At 64.2% G+C, this 16,657-nt stretch carries 17 protein-coding genes; 9 read left to right on the plus strand and 8 right to left on the minus strand.

The genetic code is table 11. The annotated features are described in order from the left end of the window. Positions 1 to 209 precede the first annotated feature (209 nt). Genes thrS through HF955_RS07830 form a run of 3 tightly spaced genes read left to right on the plus strand, consistent with a single transcriptional unit; the run spans position 210 to position 4,286 of the window. Entirely contained in the window at positions 210 to 2,183 is a 1,974-nt protein-coding gene (thrS, locus tag HF955_RS07820) for a threonine--tRNA ligase (protein WP_291078977.1), read from the plus strand. Positions 2,184 to 2,232: 49 nt separating this feature from the next. Next, the gene (locus HF955_RS07825) at positions 2,233 to 3,480 is read left to right on the plus strand and encodes an O-antigen ligase (protein ID WP_291078978.1); all 1,248 of its coding nucleotides are present in this window, start codon (positions 2,233 to 2,235) and stop codon (positions 3,478 to 3,480) included. Next, positions 3,477 to 4,286 (plus strand): glycosyltransferase family 2 protein, encoded by an 810-nt coding sequence (locus HF955_RS07830; RefSeq protein ID WP_291078980.1) that lies wholly within the window; start codon positions 3,477 to 3,479, stop codon positions 4,284 to 4,286. Before HF955_RS07825 ends, HF955_RS07830 begins: the two co-directional genes overlap by 4 nt. Here the strand turns inward: HF955_RS07830 and HF955_RS07835 are convergent. Together HF955_RS07835 and gloB are read right to left on the minus strand one after the other, a co-directional pair. Next, the gene (locus HF955_RS07835; protein ID WP_291078981.1) at positions 4,283 to 4,729 is read right to left on the minus strand and encodes a cupin domain-containing protein; all 447 of its coding nucleotides are present in this window, start codon (positions 4,727 to 4,729) and stop codon (positions 4,283 to 4,285) included. The two genes, HF955_RS07830 and HF955_RS07835, sit on opposite strands and share 4 nt — an antisense overlap. After that, complete coding sequence (gene gloB, locus HF955_RS07840; protein ID WP_291078983.1) at positions 4,729 to 5,502, minus strand: hydroxyacylglutathione hydrolase; 774 nt, start codon at positions 5,500 to 5,502, stop codon at positions 4,729 to 4,731. The genes HF955_RS07835 and gloB overlap by 1 nt, the downstream gene beginning before the upstream one ends. Positions 5,503 to 5,561: 59 nt before the next feature. On the opposite strand from gloB, the gene HF955_RS07845 reads away from it, so the two are divergent. Then, complete coding sequence (locus tag HF955_RS07845; protein ID WP_291078984.1) at positions 5,562 to 6,284, plus strand: class I SAM-dependent methyltransferase; 723 nt, start codon at positions 5,562 to 5,564, stop codon at positions 6,282 to 6,284. 66 nt (positions 6,285 to 6,350) lie between these two features. Next, positions 6,351 to 6,695, plus strand: a complete 345-nt coding sequence (locus HF955_RS07850; protein WP_027836811.1) for a P-II family nitrogen regulator — start codon at positions 6,351 to 6,353, stop codon at positions 6,693 to 6,695. Here HF955_RS07850 and HF955_RS07855 read toward each other — a convergent pair. Then, complete coding sequence (locus HF955_RS07855; RefSeq protein ID WP_291078987.1) at positions 6,692 to 7,069, minus strand: DUF983 domain-containing protein; 378 nt, start codon at positions 7,067 to 7,069, stop codon at positions 6,692 to 6,694. The genes HF955_RS07850 and HF955_RS07855 overlap by 4 nt on opposite strands. A 178-nt stretch (positions 7,070 to 7,247) precedes the next feature. On the opposite strand from HF955_RS07855, the gene HF955_RS07860 reads away from it, so the two are divergent. The 3 genes from HF955_RS07860 to msrB are packed head-to-tail and all read left to right on the plus strand — an operon-like array spanning position 7,248 to position 9,014. Further along, on the plus strand, positions 7,248 to 8,195 hold the full coding sequence (locus HF955_RS07860) for a prephenate/arogenate dehydrogenase family protein (RefSeq protein ID WP_291078989.1): 948 nt from the start codon (positions 7,248 to 7,250) through the stop codon (positions 8,193 to 8,195). Beyond that, positions 8,182 to 8,421, plus strand: a complete 240-nt coding sequence (locus HF955_RS07865) for a DUF2164 domain-containing protein (protein WP_027836814.1) — start codon at positions 8,182 to 8,184, stop codon at positions 8,419 to 8,421. The genes HF955_RS07860 and HF955_RS07865 overlap by 14 nt, the downstream gene beginning before the upstream one ends. A gap of 59 nt (positions 8,422 to 8,480) precedes the next feature. Then, positions 8,481 to 9,014 (plus strand): peptide-methionine (R)-S-oxide reductase MsrB, encoded by a 534-nt coding sequence (gene msrB / locus HF955_RS07870; protein ID WP_367279758.1) that lies wholly within the window; start codon positions 8,481 to 8,483, stop codon positions 9,012 to 9,014. Positions 9,015 to 9,020: 6 nt separating this feature from the next. Here msrB and HF955_RS07875 read toward each other — a convergent pair whose 3' ends face one another. Genes HF955_RS07875 through HF955_RS07890 form a run of 4 tightly spaced genes read right to left on the minus strand, consistent with a single transcriptional unit; the run spans position 9,021 to position 13,826 of the window. Beyond that, positions 9,021 to 10,292, minus strand: a complete 1,272-nt coding sequence (locus tag HF955_RS07875) for a peptidoglycan DD-metalloendopeptidase family protein (RefSeq protein WP_291078992.1) — start codon at positions 10,290 to 10,292, stop codon at positions 9,021 to 9,023. After that, positions 10,292 to 10,951 (minus strand): hypothetical protein, encoded by a 660-nt coding sequence (locus tag HF955_RS07880; RefSeq protein WP_291078993.1) that lies wholly within the window; start codon positions 10,949 to 10,951, stop codon positions 10,292 to 10,294. Before HF955_RS07880 ends, HF955_RS07875 begins: the two co-directional genes overlap by 1 nt. Beyond that, positions 10,948 to 11,508 (minus strand): hypothetical protein, encoded by a 561-nt coding sequence (locus HF955_RS07885; protein ID WP_291078995.1) that lies wholly within the window; start codon positions 11,506 to 11,508, stop codon positions 10,948 to 10,950. Before HF955_RS07885 ends, HF955_RS07880 begins: the two co-directional genes overlap by 4 nt. Beyond that, on the minus strand, positions 11,508 to 13,826 hold the full coding sequence (locus tag HF955_RS07890; protein ID WP_291078996.1) for a S8 family serine peptidase: 2,319 nt from the start codon (positions 13,824 to 13,826) through the stop codon (positions 11,508 to 11,510). Before HF955_RS07890 ends, HF955_RS07885 begins: the two co-directional genes overlap by 1 nt. Positions 13,827 to 14,061: 235 nt before the next feature. Between HF955_RS07890 and HF955_RS07895 the strand changes: the two genes are divergently transcribed. Then, positions 14,062 to 15,315 (plus strand): MFS transporter, encoded by a 1,254-nt coding sequence (locus HF955_RS07895; protein WP_291078998.1) that lies wholly within the window; start codon positions 14,062 to 14,064, stop codon positions 15,313 to 15,315. Here HF955_RS07895 and HF955_RS07900 read toward each other — a convergent pair. Further along, positions 15,312 to 16,655, minus strand: coding sequence for a lytic murein transglycosylase (locus tag HF955_RS07900; RefSeq protein ID WP_291079000.1), 1,344 nt, complete (start codon positions 16,653 to 16,655; stop codon positions 15,312 to 15,314). The genes HF955_RS07895 and HF955_RS07900 overlap by 4 nt on opposite strands. Positions 16,656 to 16,657: the final 2 nt, after the last annotated feature.

A 16,657-nucleotide genomic window follows, 5' to 3' on the forward strand; every position in this document is an offset into this window, starting at 1 on the left:
TCGCGCCGGTGTGCGCGCCCGCTTCATGCACCCGTAAAAATCCCGAATCCTGCCCGGACCCAGACTCCGTCCGCCCCGACTGCATGGCAAATGCGTATGGGGTGGGAAATCCGGTGAAGTCGCGTTAAGCAGACGCCGGATAAAGGGCCTGACCGGAACCGAAATTGCCGCGCTGACCCCAGCGCCGAAAAGCACGAAAAGATTGAATCATGATCAAAGTTTCCCTGCCAGACGGCTCCGTCCGAGAATATGAAGAGGGCGCCTCACCCTTCGATGTTGCCAAATCGATTTCCAACTCCCTTGCCAAGAAGGCCCTTGCGGCCCGGGTCGATGGCGAATTGCGCGACCTGATGCGCCCGCTCGAGGGCGATGCCAGCATCGAGATCGTCACGGCGAATGATCCCGACGGCCTTGAACTGATCCGCCACGATGCCGCCCACGTCCTCGCCCAGGCAGTGCAGGACCTGTATCCCGACGCACAGGTCACGATCGGCCCCGTCATCGATGACGGCTTCTATTACGATTTCGCCCGCGAGGAGCCTTTCTCGACGGAGGATTTCGAGAAGATCGAGAAACGGATGCGCGAGATCGTCGATGCGGACTATCCGATCATCCGTGAGGTCTGGGCCAAGGAAGACGCCATCGAGACGTTCAAGAAGATCGGTGAGGACTACAAGGCGCAGATCATCGATGACATTATCCCGCCGGGCGAACCGATCACGGTCTACAAACAGGGTGACTGGTTTGATCTGTGCCGCGGCCCGCACCTGCCATCGACGGGCAAGTTGCCGAAAGCCTTCAAGCTGATGAAGCTGGCCGGCGCCTATTGGCGTGGCGACTCGAAGAACGAGATGCTGCAGCGCATGTACGGCACGGCCTGGGCGAACGAGAAGGATCTGAAGGCCCATCTCACGCGGTTGGAAGAGGCCGAGAAGCGTGACCACCGCAAGCTGGCCACGCAGCTGGACCTGTTCCATCTGGATGGTCTGGCGGCGGCCGGGTCCATTTTCTGGCATCCGAAAGGCTACCAGATCTGGCGCCAGATCGAATCCTATATGCGCCGCCGCCTGGATGTGGCCGGCTATGAGGAGATCAAGACGCCGCAGCTGATGGATTCGGTCCAGTGGGAGAAATCCGGTCACTGGGGCAAGTATCGCGAAAACATGTTCATCGTGCCGGACTTCATTCCGGAAGGCGATGAGGGCGTTGAGATTTCCGTGCCCGAAGATGCCAAGCTGATGGCACTGAAACCGATGAACTGCCCGGCCCATGTCGAAGTGTTCAAGCAGGGACAGAAATCCTATCGCGACCTGCCGCTGCGGCTGGCGGAATTCGGATGCTGTCACCGCAACGAGCCGCATGGCGCGCTGCATGGCATCATGCGCGTGCGCCAGTTCACGCAGGATGACGCGCACATCTTCTGCCGCGAAGACCAGATCGTCGAGGAATCGATCCGGTTCTGCCGCCTGCTGGAAAGCGTCTACCGGGATTTCGGCTTTGAGGACATCGCCGTGAAACTCTCCACGCGGCCGGACGTTCGCGCCGGGAGCGACGAGACGTGGGACCGGGCCGAAAAAGGCCTTCAGGACGCCGTCGATGCCGCCGGCCTGCCATGCGAGATCATGCCCGGAGAAGGGGCCTTCTATGGCCCGAAGCTGGAGTTCCAGCTGACGGATGCGATTGGCCGGGTCTGGCAATGCGGAACGCTGCAGCTCGACTATGTCCTGCCCGAGCGTCTTGGCGCGGAATATACGGCGCCGGACGGCTCGAAGCAGCGACCGGTCATGCTGCACCGGGCAATTCTCGGATCCATGGAACGCTTCATCGGTATCCTGATCGAGGAATTCTCCGGCGCGTTTCCGCTCTGGCTGTCTCCGGTGCAAATCGTCGTGGCTGCCATTACGGATGCGGCAAATGACTATGCCGAGGAGGCGGCTGAAGCCCTGCGCAAGGCGGGCCTGCGTGTCGAGACGGATCTCCGCAACGAGAAGATCAACTACAAGGTCCGGGAACATTCGGTCCAGAAAGTGCCGATCATTGCCGTGGTCGGCGGCCGCGAGGCCGAGGACCGCACGCTCGCGCTGAGACGTCTGGGCAGCAATGGCCAGCAGATGATCTCTCTGGACGAGGCCTGTGTGGACCTGGCGCAGGAGGCGCTCGCGCCGGACCTGAAACGCAGCTGATCCGGATCGACAGGTGACAGGCCAGCCCGAACACGGGAAGATGCCGGCCATGAGCTATGCATCGATCCTTGCCGCCGCCTTCGTGGTCTGGCCCGTCACCTGTCTCGCCGGAACACAGGGCAATCCGCTTCTCATGGCGCTGGCTGCCCTGCCGGCCCTGTTTCTGGCCCGCCCGTCCTGGCGTCCCGCGCCCGCCTTGCTGGCAGCGCTCGGCTTTCTGGTCTGGGCGATTGCCAGCGAGACCTGGTCGCCGGTCTCCCGCGGGATTGTCAGCGGCAGCCTGGCAGGCGGGGATTTTGCCATCCGCTCGGCCGGGCTGCGCATGGTGCTTACCCTCGTCTTTGGCACGTTGTTGATCGGCGGCGCACTCCGGATCGAACCGGGCCGGGCGCAGCTGTCCGCCCGGATCATGCTGGGCGCCGTGGCCCTGCATGGCCTGTTGCTGATTGCCAGTCCGCATCTGGCAGGGGACGTGCTGCCCTATTTCTACGATCATGATCCGGCCAAGTATCCGGAAGGGTGGCAGAACCTCGACCGGGCCGGAAATGCGTTCGCCCTCGTCCTGCCCATCCTTGCGGCCTATCTGTTGGTGCGGCCGGGCCTGGCGTGGAAGGGGATCGGCCTGTTCCTTGTTGCAGCCAGCCTGGTCAGCATTGCCCTTCTGGGCACATCGGCAGCAATGATCGGAATCGTATTGATGCTGGTCGCCTTCCTCGTCATGTGGGCGCTGCCACGAACCGGTCTGCGCTGGCTGTTCACCGGTGTTGCGGCCTATATCGCGCTTGCGCCGGTCCTGATCGGCGGTTTGCTTCACCTGCTGACGCGGATGGGCGTGACGCTGCCCGGCTCCTTCCAGTCGCGAGCTTGGTCATGGGACGTCGTGATCGGGCGCATTCGCGAAGCCCCGGTGAAGGGGCATGGCATCGACGCCACCAAATCCTGGCAGGAAACCTATGCGGCGCATCCGGACTGGCTGGCCCAGCTGCCGGATTTCTGGGCCTATTATCCGGTCGTGCCGGGACATCCGCACAATATGGCGTTGCAGATCTGGGCTGAAACCGGTCTGATCGGGGCCGGGCTGGCCGCGCTGACCGTGCTGCTGATCGGATGGCGGCTGCCTGCGGGGGACCGTCTGCGTCCGGATGTGCGGCTGGCCATAGCCGGCCTGCTGGCCGCGGCGGTCAGCCTGTTCAGCTTCTCCTACAGTGTCTGGAACGAGGCGTTCTGGGCCACGCTGGCCCTTTCGGTGGCGGGGTTGGTCCTCCTGTCCCGCCGGGAACGGAGCTCACTGGCATGACGCTGCCGACCATCACGGCCATTGTGGTGACCTATCATACGGGGCCCCGGCTCCACGAATGCCTGTACGGGCTGAAATCGGACCCGGACATTTCCGAGATTGTGATTGTGGACAATGGCAATCCGCCAGCGGAACAGGCCTGGATCGACCGATTCACGGATGCCTGCGACAAGGCGCACATCGTGCGTGACGGCACCAATCCGGGCTTTGGTACGGCCGTGAACAAGGGAGCGGCCGGTGCGCTGGGAGAGCTGCTTCTGGTGATCAATCCGGATGCGGTTCTGCGTCGGGGATCTCTTGGCCACATGGTCCGCGCGATGGGAGATGCGACGGAGCCGGTTCTGGTCGGCGGCAAGATATTCGACATTCACGGACGCGAGGAGCGGGGCGGGCGGCGCAACACACTCACCCTGGCGCGTGCGCTGGGGCTGGGAAAATGGACGCTTGAACATGATCCAGCCCCGAGAGACTTCATCGAGGTGGGTGCGGTGTCCGGCGCGTTCTTCATGATGCGGCGCAAGGCGTTCCGCAGCCTCGGCGGCTTCGATGAAGCCTATTTCCTGCATGTCGAGGATGTCGATTTGTGTCGCCGGGTCCAGCAGGCGGGGGGCGTCGTGCTCTACCAGCCGCTGGCGGGCGCATTGCATTATGGTTCGACATCGGATGTGCCATCCGATGAAGTCATGGCCCACAAGGCGAAAAGCCTGGTCCGATACTTCACGAAGTTTGCTGGCGGGCCGGCGGAAAGATTGCTGATCCGCCTGGTCTCTCCCTTCATGGTCCGGCTGCTGAAGGCGCGGGCCTAGATCGTCGGACGCCAGGTGTCAGGCGCCATTTCGAATCCGGCAAAGTCGAACCCCGGCGCGACAATGCAGCTGACGAGGGTCCAGGCGCCTAGCGATTCCGCCGTTTGCCAGTGATCGGCCGGAATGAGGCATTGGGGCGCGTGACCGGCGCGCAGGTCCGGCCCCAGAGTCACGGGCCGGGCGCCCTGGCCATCCGGCGGCGACAGGGTGAGCGACAGCGGGCCGCCAGCATGCCACAGCCAGTACTCATCTGCATCCACTCGGTGCCAGGCCGACACTTCGTCCGCCTGGAGCAGGTAATAGATCATGGTCGAGGCGGGACGGGCATCGTCCGCAGATGGCGCGCGATAGGTCTCCCGGAAATGGCCGCCTTCGGGATGTGGGGCGAGGTCCAGCAGGCGAATGATTTCCCGTGCGCCGAGGTCGCCGGACACGCCGCGCATCAGAACCGGTCCTTCCGGGTCCGGATTTCGGCAAAGGTAGCCACGGCATCGCCTGCATGGCCCATGGCGGCCTGAAGGGCCGGGTCATCTGCGCGCAGGAAGGGGTTGGTGGCCAGTTCCTTGTCGAGCCGGGTCGGCACGGTGGGAAGGCCTTCGGCGCGGCGCTCATCAATCCAGCGGGCATAGTCCGTCAGTGCCGCATTGTCCGGGTCGACCGTGACCGCGAAACGGGCATTGGCCTGCGTGTACTCATGCGCGCAATAGAGCAGGGTTTCCGGCGGCAGGGATTTCAGCTTCGACAGGCTGTTCCACATCATGTCCATCGTGCCCTCGAACACGCGGCCACATCCGAGCGCGAAGACGGCATCCCCGACAAAGGCCGTTGCCTGTTCCGGTAAATGGTAGGCGATATGCCCGATCGTGTGCCCGGGAACGTCGAGGATCTGCGCCGTGGCGCGTCCGAGCTCCACCGTGTCGCCTTCGGAAAGCGCGACATCGATTCCGGGAATCTTTCCGGCCTCGCCTGCCGGGCCATAGATGGTGCAGCCGGTATGTTCCTTGATCCGCAGATTGCCTCCGGCATGGTCCGGGTGCCAATGCGTGTTCAGAATGTGCGAAATCGTCCACCCCATCCGGTCCGCTTCGGAGAGGTATTTCTCTGCATCCGGCGTATCGATGGCGGCGGTCTGTCCGGACCAGGCTTCATGTACGAGATAGCCGTAATTATCGTTCAGGCAGGGAAATTTGTGTATGTCGAGGGTAACATTCGTCATCAGTGTCTCCTGCAGACCAGACTAGCACAGGGCCGTTCATGCGTCAGGATGCCGTCACTTTGCAACGTTTCTATGCGTCATCGCTTGGAACAGCGGTGACACGAATCCTGTCGGGAAAGCTGACGGATCTGTGGGGCGATGCGCGCGGATTGTCGCTGCTGGGGCTGGGCTATGCGCTGCCCGTGCTCGACGCCTTCGGTCCGGCGCCCAGCCGCCGGGTTGCCGGCGTGCCGCTGGATCACGGCCCGGTCCGGTGGGACCCGGCCGGGCGCGGCAATGCCACCGTGGCCATAGGCGATGTCCGCCTGCCTTTTCCGGACGGCATGTTTGACCGGGTGATCATCCTGCACGGGTTGGAAGAATCCGGCGACCCGCGCGCCTATTTGAGGGAAATCTGGCGTGTGACGGCGCCGGAAGGGCGGATTGTGCTGGCTGCGGCCAACAGGTCCGGCCTCTGGGCGCGGGCAACGCGAACCCCGTTCGGCCAGGGACGCCCCTGGACACGGGCGCAATTGATGAACCTGCTCTCGATCGGCCTGTTCCAGGTGACGGCCTCGTCCAGCGCGCTCTACATGCCGCCCCTGGCAACGCCGCTCGTCACATCGGCCGCCGAAGGCTGGGAGGTGATGGGGCGGATGATGGCGCCGGGGCTCGGCGGGGTCGTGCTGGTGGAGGCGGTGAAGCGTCTTTATGCCTCACCCGGCGGCGGTGCGCAGGCGCCTGTGACCGAAAAAGTGCGCATTGCACGTCCTGCGACAACGAATGGACGTGATTCCCATTGACGCAAAGCGGCGCAGGTCAGTACGTTTGCCGCATCGAACACATTTCAATTCAAAGGACTGGGCCTCATGAAACTCGTCACCGCTATCTTCAAGCCAAGCCGGCTGGATGCCGTGATCGATGCCCTGTCCGAAGCCGGCGCCACCGGACTGACCGTGTCGGAAGTGCGCGGCTATGGCCGCCAGCTGGGCAAGACGGAAGTCTATCGCGGCGCGGAATATGAAGTCCGCCTGCTGCCCAAGGTGAAGGTGGAGGTGGCCTGTCCGGCCGCTTCGGCAGACCGGTACGCCGAAGCCATCATGCAGGCGGCGAACACCGGCACGATCGGTGACGGCAAGATCTTCATCTACGATCTCGACAGCATCATCCGGATCCGCACCGGAGAACGGGACGAACAGGCCGTCTCCGGCTAGTCGTCCTCGCGCGCGGCAAAGCTCGCCTCTTCCGCATCATGATGCAGCTGCAGGTTCAGCAGCACGCCCTTCGCCACCGGCAAAAGCCAGAGGGACAGGCCGATCACTGCCGCGCAGAGCACAAGGAAGGCGAGGATCATGGGCACCAGCGGCAGCGGGCTCATCGGCAGCAGGAACAGGAACGGGGCCAGGATCAGCAGGACGCCGAACCCCACGAAGAAGGCCGGGCCGTCGGCCGTGTCCGCCGAGGACATGTCACGGCCGCAGACCGGGCAGGACTCGTTCAGCTTGAGATAGGAGCTGTAGAGCTTGCCCTGGCCGCACTGGCCGCAGCGCTGCTGGATGCCGGAGATGATGGGGGAGGGATGGCTCATGGTCCTGGCACCTTTCTGGCCGTGTCCGCGGGACAAACGGCGTGTCTGCGCTGAGCACCTTATCTAGGGATCACCCGGCCCGTGTCAGCTGCGGTAGATGGTTGCAGGGCAAGGAAGGCCTTGACCTTCCGGCCTGCTTTCCCCACCAGAGCGGGCGAAATAAGCCAGCAGGACCCCCATGACTGATCCCGTCTTCAACCAGATCGCCATTGTCGGCGCCGGACTGATCGGCGCATCCATTGCGCGGGCCGCGGTGGCATATGGCGCAGCCGGATCGGTCAGCCTGTATGATGCCAGCGAAACGGTGCGGTCCCGCGCCGCGGCGATCGGACTCGGTGACGTGGCCGACGATCTGGGCGCCGCCGTTGCCGATGCAGATTGCGTGCTGCTGTGCGTCCCGGTGGGCGCGCTGGAGCCGGTAGCGGCCGAGGCTGTGCCGAAGATGAAGGCGGGCGCGATCCTGACGGATGTCGGCTCGGTCAAGGTGCAGGCGGCGTCGGCCCTGGCGGCGGCCGCTGATGGCCGGGTACACATCGTTCCGGGGCACCCCATCGCCGGCACGGAACAATCCGGCCCGGAGGCTGGTTTCGCAACGCTGTTTCGCAATGCCTGGCACATTCTCACGCCGCTGGCGGAGCAGGGGGAGGGCTATGCCGAGGCGGTGTCCCGGCTGGAGGCTTTCTGGACGCGGCTTGGCGCCACGGTCGAGACCATGGACGCTGCGCGGCACGATCGCGTTCTGGCCATTACGTCCCACCTGCCGCACCTGATCGCCTTCAACATCGTCGCCACCGCGTTCGACATGGAGACGGTTGAGGAGGGGGAAGTCGTGAAATACTCCGCGGGTGGCTTTCGGGACTTCACCCGCATTGCAGCATCCGACCCGGTCATGTGGCGGGACGTGTTCCTCAACAACAAGGACGCCGTTCTGGAATGCCTCGGACGCTTTTCGGAAGACTTGGCCGCACTCCAGCGCGCCATCCGCTGGGGGGATGGCGAGACGCTGTTCAACGAATTCACGCGTGCCCGGTCGATCCGCAAGGCCATCATCGATGCCGGACAGGACAGCGGCGCCGTGAATTTCGGGCGGAACCTGCCCAAGGGAGACAAGGATGAAAGCGCTTGAGCTGACCGAGGAACGCCGCGACACGCTGCGCGGCCATCTCCAGACCCTGTTTGCGACAGAGTTTGACGAGCAGTTGAGCGCGTTTCGTGCCGATGACATCATTGATCTCATGCTCAGGACGCTGGGCCCGGCTGTCTACAACCAGGCGGTGGCGGATGTGCGCGCCCATCTGCAGGTAAAGCTGGAAGACCTGGACGGGGAAGTCTGGGTGGAAGAGGCGCCCTGACCCTCGCTTCACGCCCTTGTGTGTGGCGCTTGAGTGAACCATGCGGCTATGTCCGGCGTATGACCCGCATGACCCAGATGATTTCCCGCCGATCGCTGCTCCTGTCCGGAGCCGCCACGCTTGGCCTTGCTGCCTGTTCCATCAATTCCACATCCGATGCCGCAAAGACTGACAATGCCGACAATGCGGACAAGTTCGCAGGATCAGAGTGGCGGCAATTGTCGGAAGAGGACTGGCGGGCGCGTTTGAGCGAGGCTGCGTTCGGCGTGTTGCGGGAGGAGCGGACCGAGCGGGCCTTCACATCGCCGCTGAACAAGGAAGCGCGCACGGGAACCTATCACTGCGCAGGCTGTGATCTCGCCCTGTTCTCCTCCGACACTAAATTCGATTCCGGTACCGGATGGCCCAGCTTTTACGATGTGCTGCCCGGCGCGCTGGGCACGAAGCCGGACCGCAAGCTGATCTATGTGCGCACGGAATACCATTGTGCCCGCTGCCTTGGGCATCAGGGACACGTCTTCGAGGATGGCCCCGCGCCAACCGGCCTGCGATATTGCAACAATGGCGTTGCGCTGACCTTCAGGCCGGCCTGACCGGGATCATTCGATGATTTCCATCCCTTCCGGGATGATGAAGGGTGTGGTGGCCACTCCAACTTCGGCTGCCTCGACGACTTCGCCCGGTCCGCCTTCGCGCCGTTCATAGGCTTCGGCCAGTGACAGGTAGGGCGGTACATGCACCCAGCCCGCATCCCCGACATTCTGGGTGATCTCGAAATGCAGGTGGAAGGTTGTGGGCGTGCCACCGAAATCGTTCGAGACATAACCGATATGCTGGCCGGCCTCGACCGGGTCCCCGGCCTTCACCTGAAGCTTGGCCATATTCATGTGCATGTATTTGTAGATGCGGCCACCGGCGCGCAAATTCACGCTATAGGTGCCGACATGCGAGATGATGCCGTCCTCGACGGCGACGACCTTGTGCAAGGTGCGGTCGCTCGCCGATGTGCGCCGCAGCGTGTTGCAGTCAGCCGCCGTGCCGACGCGGATATCCTGACCCTGATGCACCTTTGACAGGGGACAATAGGGGGAATTGCGATTGGACGTGCGGACCTCGCAGAAATTGTCCCGCCACGGATAGGCATAGTTGCGGGTGTCACATTGGTCACCACCAGCCACGCCGCCGCCGAAGCTGAACACTTGTGACTGCAGATAGGCCGGCGCATCGGCAATCGGGAATACGATGTCCGGTGCATAGGCGATCTGTTCCGGCGCGCCCTGGCCGGTGCCGGGCAGGAGGGCGCCGGCTTCGTAAAAGCTGAAAGTTGGATCAACGGGATCCGGCAGGCTGGCCGTATCATCCGAGTCGTCTGCCGGTGTGTCTGGGGCCGGGTCCGGATCGCTGCCGTCCGGATCGGTGACGCCTGTGTCCGGGTCCTCATTGCCGGCATCGCTGCCGGGTGCATCGTCATCCGGCGTGCCGGTATCCTCATCGCCGGTTTGCGGTGGCGTCTCGTTCCCGGTATCCGGCATATCGGAGCCGGACGGGTCTTCCATGCCAGTGTCCGTGTCCGGCGTATCATCCGTGGGCGTATCGGGTTCAGGATCCCCGTCGAGACCGGTGTCCGGTACGGTCCCGGCGTCACCGGCATCATCCAGCGGCTCATCATCCGATCCCGTATCGTCGCCCGTGCCATACGGGTCGTCGACCGGAACGGAGGGCGGCGGCGGGCCGGGGGCGCCCGGCGGTACAGCGGGCCCGGCATCCGGCGTTTCCGGCGTCGGGCCGCCATCGCCCGGAAATCTCACAAAGTCACACGCGGCAAGCAACAGGGCAGTGCTTGCCAGCAGCAGCAATCGTGTTGGTTTCATCAACGCGTCCCCGCAATTACCAGCTTCTCGGTGATCTCCAGAGCCTCCTGCTCGGTGATGCACACGCCTTCGGCAGTCTGGGCGGCCTTGCACTCGAATTCAACCAGATAGTCGGCGCCATAGCGCGAGAATGTGACCTGCGCCCCCGTCATGGTCGGCGTGAACATCAGGTCGGGGGCGTCTCCGTCTTCGGCATCGCCCGTCGTGCCGAACACTTCATTCGTTCCGTTCACCACGATGTCGTAGTCAATGCCCGGATAGTAGGCGAAATACCCGTCGGACATGGGCTGGAACCGGACGCCGTTCTCGGCGGATTGCGCCACGACAATCCCGGTCGGCAGCAGGACGGGAACGGGCGGCGCGCTGTTGCCGGATGCCACCTGGAAGCCGGTCTCGCGATCCTCGCCGGAACGTGCGGCCATGTCGGCGCGGGCTGCGTCCCAGTCAATCGTTGCTGTGCTGGCGACAACTACCGGGCCGTCCGTATCGGCCGTTTCCGGTGCCGATTCTGACGGGTCCGTAGCCGGTTCCGGCACTTCTGCGGGCGTGTCGGCCTCCATGGCGGGCGGCGCGTCCCGGTCGCGGGCGATCAGGAAGTCACAGGCCGCCAGGCTCAGGCAGGCGCCGCTCGCAATCAGGAACGTACGGATGGTGGTCATTTGCGTTTATCCTCTCCGGGATGGGCTACAAAATCAGGATCGGCATAGGCGACACCCTCGATCGCCAGGATCATGTTGCGGATTTCCTCGATCCGGCCGCGGGTGGCTTCCGCACCGGCCGGCAATTGATAGGCCAGATTGATCTCTCCGGAATAGCTCGCCCCGACAAGCCGGAAGTCCTGCAGGGCAGGCAGCTGGCTGGCCAGGTCGGCATAGGCGGCTTCGGCCGTTTGCCGGTCCCGTTTGTAGTTCCGGCAGATCGTGTCGATTTCGGGCCGGCCCTTGAGGCGGACAATGAATGTGACTTCGGCGCCCTTGCCGGCGGCGCTGCTGCTGCCGCCACCCGACGCCTGGGCTGGCGTCACCTGCTCCACGCCGACAGCACCGATGGGGGGGCGTTCGGGTGAAATGGCGGGCGCCGGACCAGCCGTCTGATGCGTCTGGTCCGAACTGTCATTCGCGACAAACACCAACCCGACTGCGCTGGCCAGCAGGGTGACGCCTGCAAGGCCGAGCGGACCGCCCAGATGAACGGGATTCGGGCGGCGTTTCGGCATCAGTCTCCGCCGCCTCCGCTGGAGGGATCCGGAACCTTTGCCAGGTCCAGAAGGCCCTGGCCGCAGGGCCGGGTGCACATGTCCGGGCTGCCTTCAATGGGCGTGGTTCCGGGATAGAGGGCGCAGGACCCGGAGCATTGTTCCGCCGTCCGGGGTGCAACGGCAGACAACAGTGTGGCCTTGAGCTCCTCCGGCGAGGCGTCCGGATCGCGCGCCTTCAGAAGCGCAAGGGCAGCAGAGACATGCGGCGCCGCCATCGAAGTGCCCTGTTCGAAGGCATAGTAGCAGTCGTCCACGGCTTCTCCCGTGACCGGGTCGTAGCAATTGGTGGCGGCTTTTGTGGACAGCACGCCGTCCGGCCTGCCGTCGCCATTGTCGTCACGGGTCAGGTCACCGCCCGGGGCCAGCAGGTCCACTTCAGGACCGAAATTGGAATAGGGGGCAATGTGACCGCGGCCGTCACCTGCAGCCACAGTGATCACATTGGCGCAGCCACCCGGGGCATAATACTGGGTCGCGACGCGGGCATTGCCGGCGGCGGAGACGACCAGGACACCACGCTCGGTGACGGAGTCGATCGCGTCCTGCAGGGAGGCCGGGCAGTATTCGAACAGGCCGATCGACAGATTGATCACGTCGGCCGGATTATCATTCCAGATTTCGTTGCCATCGGCGTCTTCGGCGGGGATCAGGCCGCCGGCCCAGCGAATGGCGTCATTGATGTCCGACAGGCGGCCGCCGCACTTGCCGAGGGCCCGAACGGGAACGATCTTCACATTCCACGCACCGCCGGCCACGCCGGAGGCATTGTTGGTGGCAGCCGCACCGATGGTGCCGGCCACATGCGTGCCGTGGAACGTGTCCGCCGCATAGGGCACGGAGGGGTCGCACAGATCGCCGGGGTCATTCGGGTCTCCGTCACGGCCGTCGCCATCATTGCCCATGCGCGGATCGGAAACCATGTCCCAGCCCGGCGCGATGTTCGGGGAATCCTTGATGTCTGGATGGTCCAGCTGAAGGCCGGTGTCCACTACGGCAACCACGACATCTTCCGACCCTTCTGTGCCCTGACGGGTCCAGAAATCCTGGAAGCTCGATCCGCCGATGGATTCGCCGTCTCCTGTGCCATTGTTCTGGAAGTGCCATTGCAGCGACCAAAGGGGATCATTCGGCGTGATCGTCGTGTCGGTGATCACGTCCGGAGTGACGTCCGGGCCGGTGCCGGGCGTATCGGGGCGCGGCTTGCGGGCGAACTGGTTCTCGAAAATGTAGTCCTTCTCGACATATTCGAACTGTCCGGAGGCCCTCAAATCCTTCACCACGCATTCGGTGGCCAGGACCGGGTTGGACTGGACGGTCACCATGTCCGGATTGTCCGGGCACTCGATTTCCGCGTCGGCGGCAAGAAAGTTCTGCAGCACGCTGCGCGGCGCGCGATTGGGCAGGACCTGTTCCGGGGTGAACCGGGTCGGGCTGCCGCCATCCTCGCCGATCTGTATGACCATCTGGCCTTCACGGGACAGGGCGACTTCCCCGCCCATGCCGTATTTCGACAGCGTGTCCAGCATGACCGAATTGGCATCCCGCTGGGCCTGGATCGCGTCGCGGCTGATCACTGACCGGCGCGCAAGCTTGCGGGCGGCGGTTTTCTCCTGCACCGGTGCGGTTTCCAGGGACCGGGGATTGAGTGAGCGGGTCCGGGCTGCCGGAGGTGGCTCCTTGGCGCGGGCCTGTTCCAGTTGCCGCGAGGCCTGGTCGATCTCTGCCAGCGTCTTCTCGCGGGCTTTCGGGTCCAGTTTCACTTTCGGCATGACCCGGGCGGGCTGCACGATGGACAGGCTGCGCGCCGAAGACGGGGCCGATGGGGCAGGGGCGGGCTCGGTAACCGGGGCCGTCTCGGCCAGCGGCGCGCTCTCGGCTTCCACTTCGGCGGCAAACTCCTCGATCATTTCCGGATCTTCCAGGAACACCTCGTCTTCCTCGACGATCGCCATGGTCTCGGCGGGGGGAATGTCCTTCGGCTTGGCAATGATCGAGCCGACCGCGAACAGGGGTGTTGCGCTGGCCGTTTCGAAATTCAGTTCATTGCGGAGCGTGCCGGCAATGGCGCGGTCCATGACATCCGCCGTTTCCATCGGATTCGGCGCATCCGGCTCGACAATCGTCCGGCCGCTGATCTGGTCGACCGTCGCATCCGCCAGGTCCCGCGCGCGTTCAAGGCGCAAATCCTGCTGGTCGCAGGCAGACAGGGCGAGCAGGCCGGCCATGGCCGAGCCGAGCATCAGGCGGCCAGGCTTAGAAATCAGGTTCCGCAGCATGTGAGATATCCCCGTGAGTTTCCCAAGATATGCCCAGCTCCCTAGATTAACCCTTTAGCAAGATTATGACGACGCCATGGCCTTGTCCAATCCAAACCCGTTCCTTCACTGCGCGTAATCGGCGCTTTGGTTCCCGTTCGCCTGCCGCCACGACAGGTTTTGCATGCTGCTGGACTTTTGCAGCAGACAGGCAGATGAGAAGGGGATGACGACGGGGCAGATGATTCCACCAGACATGTCCAGACCGGACCGGCGCGGTGCGTTCTTCCTGCTTTTCTTCTCCCTGATGGCCATTGGTGCGGGCAATACGATGCTGATTGCCGCCGTCCTGCCGCCCCTGACCCGTGAAATCGGCCTGCCGGACTGGATGGCCGGGGCGGTGTTCGCCCTGTCGGCCCTGTGCTGGTCGCTGTTCTCCCCGTTCTGGGGCGGACGGTCTAACCGCTGGGGCAGGCGTCCCGTCGCCGCGCTGGGCCTGGCGGGGTATGGGGTCTCGATGCTGCTCCTGTTCGTGACGGGCCTGCTCAGCCTGACCGGCGTGCTGACGGGCACATTTGTCGTGTTTGCCTGCCTGGCCATGTCGCGGTCCATATTCGGCCTGATCGGATCCGGCACCAATCCGGCGGCGCAGGCCTATGTCGCCGACCGGACGAGCCAGACAGAACGGCAGGCCGAGATCGCCTTCATCACATCCGGCTTTAGTGTCGGCACCGTGATCGGGCCGGCCTTTGCCGCGGCGCTGGTCGCCACGCTCGGCCTGCTCAGCCCGCTTCTGCTGACGGCCGTGATCGCCTTCACCATGTCAGCCATGATCTGGTTCCGCCTGCCGGAGCAGCGCGATCCGGTGACGGATGCCACCCAGCTCGACGAGATACCCGGCGCCCGCGGCCTGTGGCGGTCCGGCCCGGTGCTGCCATTCCTGATCTTCGCGGTCTGCCTGTCCCTGACGACCGGCGTGCTGACCCAGGTCTTCGTCTTTTCGGTCATGGACAAGCTGGGCGTGTCCGGAAAGGAGGCGGCCCAGTTTACCGGGCCGGCCTTTACCGTCGGCGCGCTGGCCGTGCTCCTGGCGCAACTGGTGCTGATCCCGCGACTGAAGCTGCGGAACAAGACGCTGATGTGGGGTGGCTGCCTGCCCTTGCTGGCCGGGGCCGTGCTGATGGTGTTTGCCAATGATTATGCCAATCTGATCCTGGCCCAGTTCTGCATCGGACTGGGGCAGGGGCTGGCCCGGCCGGGATTTTCCAGTGGCGCCTCGCTGGCCGTCTCGCCCCAATTGCAGGGCAATGTGGCCGGCCTGGTGATTTCAGCCAATGGCATGGGCTTCATCATCACGCCCTTCTTCGGCCTGTTCGTCTACGAATATGTGAACCCGCAACTGCCCTTCATCTTCTGCGCAGCGCTGCTAAGCTTCATGATCCTCTATGCCCGGTTCGGACTGAAGGATGGCGTGGGCGAGCCCGATGAGGATGAATTCCTGCCGGACTAGTTGGTGCTGGCCGCCACACCGGCACTGGTTTCTTCCAGCACCAGCGCCAGGGCCTGCTCGGTCGGATACCCATCCGCCACCAGCCCTTTCGATTTCTGGAAGGCCTGCAGCGCACCCTTGGTCTTGCGTCCCGGAATGCCGTCCACCGTGCCGGCATCGAAGCCCTGTGCATTCAGGGCTGCCTGCAAGGTCCGGATCTGGCTGACCGTCAGCGGGGTCAGATGGGTCGGCCATGAGGCGACCGGGCCGCGCTGGCCGCCCATTGCGTCGCCGGACAGGCCGACCGCAAAGGCGTAGGAATCGGCATTGTTGTAGGATTTGAACGCCTTGAAATTGTTGAACAGCAGGTATTTCGGGCCTTCCGCCCCGGCCGGCAGCCACAATTCGGCATAGTTCGCGCCATGGGTATCGAAACTGCCGCCGCGCGCGGGCACCAGGCCAGCGGCCATCCAGGTCTCGATGCGGCGCTCATGGCCGTCGGCCAGTCCGAAGTCGAACCCGGTCTTCGCCAGCACTTCGATGCCCCAGGGCTGGTTGTGGGCATAGCCCGAACTGGCCAGATAGGCGGCGGTGGAGGCCAGCGCGTCGGCTTCGCTGTTCCAGACATCCTTCTTGCCGTCCCCGTCGAAATCCTGAGCATGGGCCAGATAGGTGGACGGCATGAATTGCGTGTGGCCCATCGCTCCGGCCCAGCCGGCGGTCAGGTGATGGCGCTCGGCATGGCCTTCGCCGAGAATGGTCATCAAGGCCAGCAATTCGCGCTCGGCGAGGCTCGTGCGGCGGCCTTCAACCGCCATGTTCGCCAACACGTTGGGGGCGTCGAAATCGCCCTTCACGGCGCCAAAACTCGTCTCCATGCCCCAGATGGCCACAATGGCTTCGCGGTCTACGCCATAGGCGGCTTCCAGCGCATCGAACAGGCCAGGGGAGTCCTGCAGCCGCGCAGCGCCAGACCGGATCCGGCTGTCGCTCATCGGCACACGCAGATAGTCCCAGATCGGCTTGGCGAATTCGGCCTGGTCCTCAATTCCCGTCCTTGCGGGCTGGAACGAGGATCCGAGCCACAATTCCAGCGGTGAAATGCCGGCAAGGACCGATTCCACCGTTTCCCGGTCATGCCCCGCTGCCAGCGCCTTTTCCGAAAAGGCGGCCCGCCACGTATCCATGCCGGCATGGCCGGATGATGCATAGTTGATCGGGCCGGTTTCCGGTGCCGGCACGGGCGCAGGCCCCGCCACCGGAGGAGCGGCCTGGCCGGAACTCGTTGCACAGGCGGCGACCAGCGCGGTCATCGCGGCGGTGGCAATGATGTGGGAGCGCTTCAGCGCAAAACGTGCCATTC

The sequence above is a fragment of the Hyphomonas sp. genome (assembly GCF_017792385.1).
Lineage (GTDB): Bacteria > Pseudomonadota > Alphaproteobacteria > Caulobacterales > Hyphomonadaceae > Hyphomonas.